This is a genomic window from Blastomonas sp. (assembly GCF_041747255.1).
In the GTDB taxonomy this organism is placed as follows: Bacteria; Pseudomonadota; Alphaproteobacteria; order Sphingomonadales; family Sphingomonadaceae; genus Blastomonas.
The window spans coordinates 1-11,047 of sequence record NZ_JBGTFM010000029.1 but is presented as its reverse complement, the minus strand read 5'-3'; the positions used below and the strand labels follow the sequence as shown (position 1 = coordinate 11,047).

Sequence of the window (11,047 nt, the reverse complement as noted above, 5' to 3'; positions counted from 1 at the left end):
GCGGCGGTGCTCGATGCGGCTGTCGACGCCGCGCTCGCCGCGCAGCCCGCATGGGCCGCGACCAATCCGCAGCGCCGAGCGCGCGTGATGTTTGCCTTCAAGGCGCTGGTTGAAGCCAACATCGATGAGCTCGCCGCGCTGCTGTCAAGCGAACATGGCAAGGTTCACGCCGATGCCAAGGGCGATATCCAGCGCGGGCTTGAGGTGATCGAATTTTGCTGCGGCATCCCGCATGCGGTGAAGGGCGAATACACGCACGGCGCGGGCCCCGGCATCGATGTCTATTCGATGCGCCTGCCGATCGGCATCGGCGCCGGCATTACGCCGTTCAATTTCCCCGCGATGATCCCGATGTGGATGTTCGGCCCCGCCATCGCCACCGGCAACGCCTTCATCCTCAAGCCCTCCGAGCGCGACCCGTCGTTGCCGGTGCGCCTTGCCGAACTGATGCGCGAAGCGGGCTTGCCCGATGGCATTTTGCAGGTGGTGCATGGCGACAAGCAGATGGTCGACGCGATCCTCGATCACCCCGCGATTGCCGGCGTGTCGTTCGTCGGCTCTTCAGATGTCGCGCATTATCTCTACCAGCGCGGCGTCGCTGCGGGCAAGCGCGTGCAGGCGATGGGCGGCGCGAAGAACCACGGCATCGTCATGCCTGACGCTGATCTTGATCAGGTGGTGAAAGACCTGTCGGGCGCGGCTTTCGGCTCGGCAGGCGAACGCTGCATGGCGTTGCCGGTCGTTGTGCCGGTGGGCGCGGACACCGCCGACCGGCTGCGCGAAAAGCTGATCCCCGCGATTGCCAAGCTGCGGCTCGGCGTATCATCCGACCCCGATGCCGATTACGGACCGGTCGTCACCGCCGCGCACAAGGCCAAGGTCGAAGGCTGGATCCAGACCTGTGTCGATGAAGGTGCAGAACTGGTCGTCGATGGTCGCGGCTTTACCCTGCAGGGCCATGAAAACGGCTTTTTCGTGGGGCCAACATTGTTCGACCACGTCACCACCGACATGCAAAGCTACAAGGAAGAAATCTTCGGCCCCGTGCTGCAGATCGTGCGCGCCGCCGATTTCGAAGAGGCCGTGGCGCTGCCCAGCAAGCACCAATATGGCAACGGCGTCGCGATCTTCACCCGCAACGGCCACGCCGCGCGCGAGTTCGCTGCGCGCGTCAATGTCGGCATGGTTGGCATCAACGTGCCGATCCCGGTGCCGGTGGCTTATCACACCTTTGGCGGCTGGAAGCGCAGCAGCTTTGGCGACACCAACCAGCACGGCATGGAAGGCGTGAAGTTCTGGACCAAGGTCAAGACCATCACCTCGCGCTGGCCCGATGGCGCGGTCGATGGCGGAAACGCCTTTGTCATCCCGACAATGGGTTGACCTGGAGGCTTACCCATGCGGCTTGCCTACACCGCCTATCTGGTCCGGGACTATGATGAAGCCATCGATTGGTTCGTCACGGCCCTGGACTGGAAGGTGCTGGAAGATACCGATCTGGGCGGCGGCAAACGCTGGGTCAGGGTCGGCGGAGCGGACGGCGGGCAGCTGCTGCTGGCGCGTGCGACGTCCGCTGAACAGACGGCTGCCATCGGCCAAGCGGCGGGCGGGCGCGTTGCGTTTTTTCTGCACAGCGACGCGTTCGACCGCGACCAAGCACGGATGATCGCAGCCGGGGTTCGGTTTGCTGAAAAGCCGCGTGATGAGGCCTATGGGCGGGTCGCCGTGTTTGCTGACCTGTATGGCAATCGATGGGATTTGATCGGATCGCGCACTGCCGTGATTCCAGAAAGCGGAGCAATTGCATGACAACCATCGGATTTATCGGCCTGGGCAATATGGGCGGCGGCATGGCGGCGAACCTTGCCAAGGCGGGCCACACGGTCATCGCCTTCGATCTTTCGGGCGAGGCGCTGGCGCGCGCGGGGGCGGCGGGATGCACGCCCGTCTCTGATCCGGTGCAGGCAGTGAGTGATGTTGACGTCATTGTTACCATGCTGCCTGCGGGCAAGCATGTGGCATCGGTGTACGAACAGTCGGTGTTCGGCGCGGCGAAAACCGGGACGCTGCTGATTGATTGTTCGACCATCGATGTGGATACCGCGCGCGCCGTCGCGAGCGCGGCCAAGGAACGCGGGCTCGATGCAGTTGACGCGCCGGTTTCTGGCGGCATCGCGGCGGCCAATGGCGGCACGCTGACCTTCATGGTCGGCGGCAGCTCGGGTGGCTTTTCGCGCGCCGAACCGATTTTGGCCGACATGGGTAAGGCGGTGATCCACGCAGGCGACAACGGCGCCGGGCAGGCCGCAAAGATCTGCAACAACATGCTGCTGGGCGCAACGATGGCCGCGACCTGCGAGACCTTTGCACTGGCCAAAAAGCTGGGGCTCGACCTGCAGACCTTCTACGACATCTCGTCCAAGGCATCGGGCCAGAGCTGGTCGATGACGAGCTATTGCCCCGTGCCCGGTGTCGGCCCGGCGAGCCCTGCGGACAACGGCTATGCAGGCGGCTTTGCAGCGGCGCTGATGCTGAAAGACATGCGGTTGGCGCTCGAGGCGGCCAAGGCCAGCGGTGCGAACGTGCCGATGGGCGCGCGCGCCGAGGCGATCTACGCTGCGTTTGTCGAGGCCGATGCGCAGGGGCTGGACTTTTCGGCAATTATAACGGCGCTGGAGTGAGCTAGACTTTCCCCTACCTCTCGCGGGAGGGGTGGCTGAGGCGCAGCCGAAGCCGGGGTGGGCCTATATTTGTGACAAATCTAAACGCCCACCCCGGTTCAGCAAGCTGAACCTGCCCCTCCCGCGTGCGGGAGGGGAAATTAAGCGCCCCCTACTTCGCCATCAGCTTCAGCGTCATCGCGGTCATCGCTTCGGCCGCCGTTGCGATGACCGTATCCGCCTCGGGTGCCCAGAACGGGCTGTGGAGCGAGGGCATTTCGATGCCTTCTGCCTTCGCCTTGTTATACTCCGCCAACGGTACCCCGCCGACCCAGAAGATCAGGCTGGTGATATTGTCCGGATCAGCGCGATAAAAGCGGCTGAAATCCTCGCCGCCCATCGATGCGGGCACCTGCGCCACGCGTTGGTCGCCAAAGCGTGCCTTCAGCATCTTGGCGGTCTCAAGCGTGAACTCGGGGCTGTTGTAGACAGCAGGCGTAAAGGTGTCGCTCATCGTCACCTCGGGCATCTTGTCGTCGGGCATCCCGGCGGCAATCGCCTCGCCGCGCGCGATGCGCTTGATGCCGTCGAGCAGTTTGGCGCGCGTCGCATCTGAATAGCTGCGCACGGTGAGCAGCAGCCGCGCCTCATCCGAGATAATATTGTGCTTTGCCCCCGCCTGAAAGCTGCCGACGGTGACGACTGCAGCATCTTGCGGGTCAAGCTCACGGCTCACCAAAGTCTGCAGCGTGGTCACGATCCGCGCACCGAGCACCACCGGGTCCTTGGTCGATTGCGGGTACGCCCCGTGGCCGCCCAGCCCCTTTACCTTGATATCGATGGTATCGACGTTGGCGAGCGCGAAGCCCGGCGTATAGCCGATGAACCCGGCGGGCGCCTGTGCGGCATCATGAAAGCCCAGCACATATTGCGGCTTGGGAAAGCGGGTGAACAGCCCATCGTCAAGCATCGCCAGCGCGCCCGATCCGATCTCTTCTGCCGGTTGCAGGATCATCACCAGAGTGCCCGACCATTCGGCCTTGCGCCTGACCAGCTGCCGCGCGGTGGCGACCCAGCCGGTCATATGGGTGTCGTGCCCGCAGGCGTGCATCACCCCGGTTTCGATCCCCGCCGGGCTCATCGCGCGCACCTTGCTGGCAAAGGGCAGCCCGGTCTGCTCGACCACCGGCAGCCCGTCCATATCGGCGCGCAGCATGACGACCGGGCCTGCACCGTTCTTCATCACCGCGACAACGCCGGTTTTGCCCACGCCCTCGGTCACATCAAAGCCCAGCCGCCGCGCTTCTGCCGCCAGTTTCTTCGCGGTGCGCACCTCCTGAAAGCTGAGCTCCGGGTTGGCGTGGAGGTCGCGGTAAATCTCCATCAGGCTTGGCAGATCGGCAGCGATATCGGCGCGGATCGTGTCCTGCGCATTTGCGGGCGCGACCAAGGCAAGCGTGAGCGCAGCGGATAGGCCAAGCGAACGGAAAAGCGGCGTTGCGACCGGCATGAATGTCTCCCCAGACAGTTTATGCCGAAAAGGCTAGCGGCTTGATCCGGTTACGCCAACGGATTTTGGACTGTTCTCCTGTCCGTTCTCCGGCGTTCGCCGGATTACAGCTGGACCTATTTGATCGGACGCAGATCAATGATGCTCATCGCCGACTCATAAAATGGGCTGGGCAGCTCATCTTCATGCCGCCGTCCATCCTCCGTCGATCACCATATTGGTGCCGGTGATCTGTGCAGCCGCATCGCCGCAAAGGAACAGCGCCATCGCCGCGACCTGATCGCTGGTAACGAACTGCTTGGTCGGCTGCGCGGCGAGCAGAACGTCGTTCATCACCTGCTCGCGGGTCAGGCCGCGCGCCTTCATCGTATCGGGGATCTGGTTCTCCACCAGCGGCGTCCAGACATAGCCGGGGCTGATGCAGTTGGCGGTGATGCCCTGCTGCGCAACTTCAAGCGCGACCGTCTTGGTCATCCCCAGAATGCCGTGCTTGGCCGCGACATAGGCGGACTTGTTGGGACTGGCGACCAGCGAGTGCGCCGAGGCGGTGGTGATGATCCGCCCCCAGCCCTGCTGTTTCATATAGGGCAGCGCCAGCCGCACGGTGTGGAACGCGGCGGTCAGGTTGAGCGCGATGATCATGTCCCATTTGGCCACGGGAAATTCATCGATCGGCGCGACATGCTGCATCCCGGCGTTGTTGATCAGGATGTCGATCCCGCCAAAGCGCGCTGCAGCCTCCTTCATCATCGCTTCGATCGCATCGGGCTTGGTGAGATCAGCGCCTGAATAGATCGCCCCTGCCCCGCTTGAGGCTTCGAGCGCAGCGCGCTCGGTCTCGATGGCGCCGGCGTCACCAAAGCCGTTGATCACCAGATTGGCGCCTTCCATGGCAAGCGCCTGCGCGCAGGCGAGGCCAATGCCCGAGGTCGATCCGGTGACCAGCGCGGTCTTGCCTTTGAGGAACATGGGGGAAATCTCCTTGGGAATTGCCGGTCAGGCGTGCGGGGCGAGGTCGAATGTCGCGGTCTTGCCGTCGCGGATGTTCTGCGCCAGCAAGTCGCCCTTCTGCATGACCGCCTGCACCGCCTCTATCCCCTGGTTCCAGTGGGTGTTCATCGTGCCGCGCGAAAACTCGAAATCGCGCATTCCGCTCTCCCATTTCTGCACGTTGTAAATCAGGTGGACAATGTTGACCGCATTGTCCTGCACCAGCGCGCGCACCCGCTTCACATCGGCCATCGAGCACATTTCGCGCGGCAGCATGGCCAGCACATTGCGCAGTGCCTCATGCTCCTTGCGCAGCTTCATGTAATAATTGGTCACCTGCCGGGTGCGGCTTGAATAGCGGATATCCTTCTCGCGGCTCATCACATCGGCGAACTTGGTGGGCAGGTCACCGCGCGCGGGGAACAGATCGACCTGAAAGGCGAGCATGTCGCTGGCCTGGTTATCGAGCACATAGGCAAGCGGGGTGTTGCTGACCAGACCGCCGTCCCAGTAATGCTTGCCGTTGATCTCGACCGGCGCAAAGCCCGGCGGCAGCGCGCCGGAGGCCATGATGTGGCGCGCATCGATGGTCTGCGGACCATGCGGGTCCTGCGTATCGAAATAATAGAAATTGCCCGATTCGACATTCACCGCGCCGACCGAAAACCGCACCGGCCCGGTATTCAGCCTGTCCCAGTCAACAAAACGGTTGAGTGTCTCGATCATCGGGGTCGTGTCATACATGCTCACCGCGGCCGGCGTGCCCGGCCAGGCGAGCGGCGGCGGCACCAGATGCGGGCGGTAGAAGCCGGGCACGCCAACCGCCGCCGATACGCCCGCACCGGCAAAATGGTTCATCTCGCGCCAGTAATCGCTGTCGCCAAACACGAAATTCATCGTGCCTGATGTCACCAGTTCCCAAAATTCGCGCAAGCGGGTGCAGGCGACTTGCGGCTCATTGCCCGCGATGATCGCCGCGTTGATCGCGCCGATTGAGATGCCCGCGACCCAGTCGACGCGGATGTTCTGGCGAAACAATTCTGCATAGACGCCCGCCTGATACGAGCCCAGCGCGCCGCCGCCCTGCAGCACCAGCGCTACCGTTTCGGGCAGCGGTACGGCTGCCGATTCGGTGTCAATTGCGTCATGATCGCCCGACATGCGGTTTCCTTATGTTGTTCCAGCAGAAGACTGCTCGGTCCGGCCGATTCTATGCCGCAGCGCACAATAACGCAAATCTTGCGAAATTGGAGGATGCTAATTGTCCGCGCGCGGTGGTAAGCACATGGCCCAAGCGTAAAACAGGAGCCGCTGACCCATGAAGCTCGACGATTACCGGACCAGCGACAATGTCTCGGATCAACGCGGGCGCGGGGGGCGCGGCGGTCCGCGCTTGCCGATCGGCGGCGGCAAGATGGGGATCGGCACGATCATCATCCTTGGCATTGCCGCGCTGGTGTTCGGCGTCAATCCGATGGAATTGATGCAGGGTGGCGGCCTGCCAGGCGGCGCGCCGGTGCAGACCCAGCAGGGCGGCCAGAACGCGGCGCAAAGCTGTGCGATTGATGAAAAGAGCATGTTCACCTGTCAGGTGCTCGCCAGCACCGAGGATACCTGGGTCGCGCTGTTCAAGGCGCAGGGCCAGACCTATCGCCCGGCAACACTCACCTTTTATGATCGCAACGGCCAATCGGGCTGCGGCGCGGCGCAAAGCGCGATGGGGCCGTTCTATTGCCCGGCGGACAATGGCATCTATCTCGACACCAGCTTTTTCGATGAACTGTCCACGCGCTTCGGCGCGGAAGGCGATTTCGCGCAGGCCTATGTGATCGCTCATGAGGTTGGCCACCACATCCAGACCATCACCGGCCGCTCAAAGGACGTGCGCGCCGCGCAGGCTAGGGCGAGCGAGGCTGAGGGCAACAACCTGCAGGTGCGTATGGAGCTTGAGGCCGATTGCTATGCCGGGGTCTGGGCAGCGCGCAATCGTGACCGGATTGAGCCGGGTGATATCGAGGAAGGCATGGCAGCCGCCGAAGCCATTGGCGATGATACGCTGCAAAAGGCGGCAGGGCGCAGGCCGGTGCCCGAAAGTTTCACCCACGGCACATCGGCGCAGCGCAAGGCGTGGCTGAAAAAAGGTTTGAGCACCGGCGACCCTGCACAATGTGATACGTTTAGCGCCCGAACACTGTAAAATGATGCAGCACTTTGCATTGTCACGCCTATGGTGTGACAAACGCCCGAACGATTGCTTTAAAGGGGACTAATCATGCGCGGTCTTGCCTCCATCGCTTTGCTGAGCCTTGCCAGCCTTGTCGCCGCACCGGCATCGGCACAGAGCCAGGCTGCAGAAAAACCACGCTCGACCGAAAAGATGGCCGAAGACGTCGTCACCCAACCGGCCGAAGATCTGGGCATCGACAAGAAGGACATTCCCGAAAACCTGCTGAAAATTCAGGACAAGCCCTATTCGCTGGTTGGCATCCGCACGTGCGCGCAAATTCGCAGCGCCATCGGCGATATGGACGCGGTGCTGGGCGAAGACCTCGACGTGATCGCCGAATCCAGCCGTGAAGAAAAGCGCAAGAACACCGCGGGCCGCGTCGGTGGGCTCATCGTCAATTCGATCATCCCGTTTCGCAGTGCGATCCGGGAAATTTCCGGTGCTGCTGCACAGCAGCGGCGGTTTAATGAGGCGGTTTATGCCGGCGTGGTGCGGCGCAGCTTCCTGAAAGGCATCGGCCACCAGCGCGGCTGCAAATATCCGTCCGCGCCCGACCCGGCCAGCATGAGGTAAACTCAGGCCTTGATGAAAAAAACCGTTCTCCGGCGAAAACCGGAGTCCATGAGCGAGATAGCACTGTTGGCGCCCCTGGATTCCGGCTTTCGCCGGAAAACAGCAGGTTCGGATTGAGTCAGGGGCCGTTGAGTATGCGACGTTTTCCGGTCCGGCGGCTTAGCGACTGCCACTCCGTCGATGATTTCCGCGAACTGGCGCGTGCCAAGCTGCCTGCACCCGTGTTCCACTACATCGATGGCGCTGCCGATGACGAGGTGACCCGTAACCGCAACACGGCGGCTTATGAGGATTGCGACCTCGTGCCGAATGTGTTGGCGGGGGTGGCCGATATCGACATGTCGACCACGTTGATGGGCCGCAAGATCGACATGCCGCTGTTCCTCTCTCCCACCGCGCTGCAGCGGCTGTTCCACTGGCGCGGCGAAAAGGCGGTGGGCGCGGCGGCGCAGACGTTCAACACCTTCTTCGGCATCTCATCGCTCGCCACAGTGAGCCTGGCCGAGATCGGCGCAAGCATTGCCAGCCCCAAATTGTTTCAGCTCTATGTGCACAAGGACAAGGGGCTGAACGCGGCGCTGATCCAAGCAGCCAAAGCAGCAAATTTCGATGCGCTCGCGCTCACCGTTGACACGATCGTGTCGGGCAAGCGCGAACGCTGTCTGCACACTGGCTTCACCTCGCCACCGCGCCTGACCTCGTCATCGGCATTGAGCTTTGCGATGCATCCACGCTGGACGCTCAACTATCTGGGGCGCGAGCGGTTTTCGCTCCCCAACCTTGAAGGTCATATTGCCGCTGGCAGCAACGCCGCGATCTCGGTCGCCGATTATTTCAACACCATGCTCGACCAGTCGATGGACTGGGCGATGGCGGAGGACATCCGCAAGGCGTGGGACGGACCCTTCTGCCTCAAGGGCATTATGAGTGTCGAGGACGCGCGCCGCGCGGTCGCCATTGGCGCCACCGCGATCATGGTCTCCAACCACGGCGGTCGCCAGCTCGACGGCAGCCGCGCGCCGTTCGATCAACTCGCCGAGATTGTTGATGCGGTCGGCGACCGGATCGAGGTGATCTGCGATGGCGGCATCACGCGCGGCACGCATGTGCTGAAAGCGCTCAGCGTCGGCGCCAAGGCGTGCTCAGGCGGACGGCTGTATCTCTATGCGCTCGCTGCAGGCGGTCAACGCGGCGTTGAACGCACCCTCGCCAACCTGCGCGGTGAGATCGAACGCGGCATGAAACTGATGGGGGTGACCCGGCTGGATCAGCTGGGGCGGGCAAACCTGCGCTGGCGCGATTGATCCGGGCGCACATATCCCCCGGTAGACAGTCCGCCGCGCCGACCGTAACACACGAATGACACACGATAGGGATAAAGCCGCCGCATGGATCATGGACAATCGAAGACACTGCTGCTGTTTGGCGCAACCGGCGATCTTGCCAAGCGAATGCTGCTGCCCTCGCTGTTTGCGCTGCATGCCGACAATCTGATCGCGGCTGACCTGCGCATCATCGGCACCGCGCGCAGCGACCTTGACGATGCCGCCTATCGCGCGATGGCGGGCGAGGCGCTGGCCAAATTCCTGCCCGATGCGCGCAAGGATGACGCAACGATCGCCAGCTTTCTTGAGCGCATCGGTTATCAGCCGCTTGATGCCTCGACCATCGAGGGGTTTGACGCGCTTGCTGCAAAGTTGGGCGATGTTTCGGGCGGCATGTCGATCTTCCTTTCGACCGCGCCGTTCCTGTTCGAGCCGACGATATTGGGGCTGAAATCGGCGGGGCTTGCTGGTGAAAGCGTGCGCATCGGGCTGGAAAAGCCGCTGGGCAACGATCTGGCGAGTTCCTGCGCGATCAACGATGCGGTGGCCGAAGCCTTTCCCGAAAGCCGCACCTTCCGCATCGACCATTATCTGGGCAAGGAAACCGTGCAGAACCTGATGGCGCTGCGCTTTGGCAACATGATGTTCGAGCCGCTTTGGAACGCCAACGGCATCGACCATATCCAGATCACCGTGTCCGAAACTGTCGGGCTGGAGGGCCGCCACGGTTTTTACGAAGATACCGGCGCGTTGCGCGACATGGTGCAGAACCACATGCTGCAGCTGCTGGCGCTGACCGCGATGGAGCCGCCCGCCGAGCTCGACGCGACCGCGATCCGCGATGAAAAGGTCAAGGTGCTCCGCTCGCTGCGTGCCGTCAGCCCGGCTGAAAGCGTGCGCGGCCAATATGGCGCGGGCGCGGTCGGCGGTACGGCGGTGGGTGCCTATGCCGATGATCTGGCCAAGCCATCGGACACCGAAACCTTTGTCGCGATCAAGGCGCATGTCGACAACTGGCGCTGGCAGGGCGTGCCCTTCTACCTGCGCACCGGCAAACGGCTAGCCGAACGGCGCAGCGAGATCGTGATCCAGTTCAAGGCGGTGCCGCACAATGTCTTCGCGCCGCGCGGCGGCAAGCTGGTCGCCAACCGGCTGATCATCCGGCTGCAGCCCGAGGAATATGTGCGGCTGCTGGTGATGGCCAAGGAGCCGGGGCTTGATCGCGGCGGCATGGTGCTGCGCGAGGTGCCGCTTGACCTGTCGCTGACCGATGCCTTTGCCAAGGCGCAGCGCCGCATTGCCTATGAGCGGTTGCTGCTCGATCTGGTCGATGGTGACCCGACATTGTTCGTGCGCCGTGACGAGGTGGAAGCACAATGGCGCTGGGTCGATGCGATCCGCAAGGGCTGGGCCGATGGCGCGGTCACGCCAAAGAGCTATGGTTCGGGCGGCTGGGGGCCGAGCGCGGCGATCGCGCTCACCGAACGCGACGGCGTGAGCTGGAATGACTGAGCCGCACGGCCAGTCAAGCCACGTGCATTATGCCGCCGATGCATCGACCGGCGCAGTGGCGAATTTTATCGCCGAGCTGCTCGCTGAAAAAGGCCCGCACAGCATCGCAGTGCCCGGCGGATCGACCCCCGGTCCGATCCTCGCCGCGCTGGCGGCGCGCAGCGACATTGCCTGGCGCGACATCACCGTGTGGTTGACCGACGACCGGCAGGTGGCGCACGACCACCCGGCGAGCAACTTCGGTCTGCTC

11 protein-coding genes are annotated in these 11,047 nt (G+C 63.1%); 8 read left to right on the top strand and 3 right to left on the bottom strand.

Annotated features, from left to right (window positions below):
- The 3 genes from ACEW8G_RS01110 to mmsB all read left to right on the top strand — a co-directional run.
- A partial coding sequence (locus ACEW8G_RS01110) for a CoA-acylating methylmalonate-semialdehyde dehydrogenase (RefSeq protein ID WP_373486610.1) occupies positions 1-1,383 on the top strand: 1,383 nt, incomplete at its 5' end.
- A gap of 15 nt (positions 1,384-1,398) precedes the next feature.
- Positions 1,399-1,809, top strand: coding sequence for a VOC family protein (locus tag ACEW8G_RS01105; protein WP_373486609.1), 411 nt, complete (start codon positions 1,399-1,401; stop codon positions 1,807-1,809).
- On the top strand, positions 1,806-2,681 hold the full coding sequence (gene mmsB, locus ACEW8G_RS01100; protein WP_373486608.1) for a 3-hydroxyisobutyrate dehydrogenase: 876 nt from the start codon (positions 1,806-1,808) through the stop codon (positions 2,679-2,681). The genes ACEW8G_RS01105 and mmsB overlap by 4 nt, the downstream gene beginning before the upstream one ends.
- 151 nt (positions 2,682-2,832) lie before the next feature.
- Here mmsB and ACEW8G_RS01095 read toward each other — a convergent pair whose 3' ends face one another.
- The 3 genes from ACEW8G_RS01095 to ACEW8G_RS01085 all read right to left on the bottom strand — a co-directional run bounded on the left by ACEW8G_RS01095 (position 2,833) and on the right by ACEW8G_RS01085 (position 6,321).
- A complete protein-coding gene (locus tag ACEW8G_RS01095; RefSeq protein ID WP_373486607.1) occupies positions 2,833-4,170 on the bottom strand; it encodes an amidohydrolase in 1,338 nt (445 codons plus the stop codon).
- 183 nt (positions 4,171-4,353) lie between these two features.
- Positions 4,354-5,139: a 3-hydroxybutyrate dehydrogenase gene (locus ACEW8G_RS01090; RefSeq protein WP_373486606.1), complete on the bottom strand. Its 786-nt coding sequence runs from the start codon at positions 5,137-5,139 to the stop codon at positions 4,354-4,356.
- A 27-nt stretch (positions 5,140-5,166) separates the two neighbouring features.
- Entirely contained in the window at positions 5,167-6,321 is a 1,155-nt protein-coding gene (locus ACEW8G_RS01085; RefSeq protein WP_373486605.1) for a patatin-like phospholipase family protein, read from the bottom strand.
- A 157-nt stretch (positions 6,322-6,478) separates the two neighbouring features.
- Between ACEW8G_RS01085 and ACEW8G_RS01080 the strand changes: the two genes are divergently transcribed.
- The 5 genes from ACEW8G_RS01080 to ACEW8G_RS01060 form a co-directional block, all read left to right on the top strand.
- Positions 6,479-7,357 (top strand): neutral zinc metallopeptidase, encoded by an 879-nt coding sequence (locus ACEW8G_RS01080; protein WP_373486604.1) that lies wholly within the window; start codon positions 6,479-6,481, stop codon positions 7,355-7,357.
- Positions 7,358-7,432: 75 nt separating this feature from the next.
- Complete coding sequence (locus tag ACEW8G_RS01075; RefSeq protein WP_373486603.1) at positions 7,433-7,960, top strand: hypothetical protein; 528 nt, start codon at positions 7,433-7,435, stop codon at positions 7,958-7,960.
- Between the two features lie 134 nt (positions 7,961-8,094).
- The gene (locus ACEW8G_RS01070; RefSeq protein ID WP_373486602.1) at positions 8,095-9,264 is read left to right on the top strand and encodes an alpha-hydroxy acid oxidase; all 1,170 of its coding nucleotides are present in this window, start codon (positions 8,095-8,097) and stop codon (positions 9,262-9,264) included.
- A gap of 84 nt (positions 9,265-9,348) precedes the next feature.
- On the top strand, positions 9,349-10,797 hold the full coding sequence (gene zwf / locus ACEW8G_RS01065) for a glucose-6-phosphate dehydrogenase (protein WP_373486601.1): 1,449 nt from the start codon (positions 9,349-9,351) through the stop codon (positions 10,795-10,797).
- Positions 10,790-11,047 (top strand): 6-phosphogluconolactonase (locus ACEW8G_RS01060; RefSeq protein WP_373486600.1); only part of this gene is annotated, 258 nt, incomplete at its 3' end. The genes zwf and ACEW8G_RS01060, both read left to right, overlap by 8 nt.

What these genes read in the sequence shown, in the direction of transcription:
- ACEW8G_RS01090 (WP_373486606.1), bottom strand. Translation starts at nt 5,139, where the DNA reads ATGTTCCTCAAAGGCAAGACCGCGCTGGTCACCGGATCGACCTCGGGC.
- ACEW8G_RS01085 (WP_373486605.1), bottom strand. Translation starts at nt 6,321, where the DNA reads ATGTCGGGCGATCATGACGCAATTGACACCGAATCGGCAGCCGTACCG.
- mmsB (WP_373486608.1), top strand. Translation starts at nt 1,806, where the DNA reads ATGACAACCATCGGATTTATCGGCCTGGGCAATATGGGCGGCGGCATG.
- ACEW8G_RS01080 (WP_373486604.1), top strand. Translation starts at nt 6,479, where the DNA reads ATGAAGCTCGACGATTACCGGACCAGCGACAATGTCTCGGATCAACGC.
- ACEW8G_RS01075 (WP_373486603.1), top strand. Translation starts at nt 7,433, where the DNA reads ATGCGCGGTCTTGCCTCCATCGCTTTGCTGAGCCTTGCCAGCCTTGTC.
- ACEW8G_RS01095 (WP_373486607.1), bottom strand. Translation starts at nt 4,170, where the DNA reads ATGCCGGTCGCAACGCCGCTTTTCCGTTCGCTTGGCCTATCCGCTGCG.
- zwf (WP_373486601.1), top strand. Translation starts at nt 9,349, where the DNA reads ATGGATCATGGACAATCGAAGACACTGCTGCTGTTTGGCGCAACCGGC.
- ACEW8G_RS01070 (WP_373486602.1), top strand. Translation starts at nt 8,095, where the DNA reads ATGCGACGTTTTCCGGTCCGGCGGCTTAGCGACTGCCACTCCGTCGAT.
- ACEW8G_RS01105 (WP_373486609.1), top strand. Translation starts at nt 1,399, where the DNA reads ATGCGGCTTGCCTACACCGCCTATCTGGTCCGGGACTATGATGAAGCC.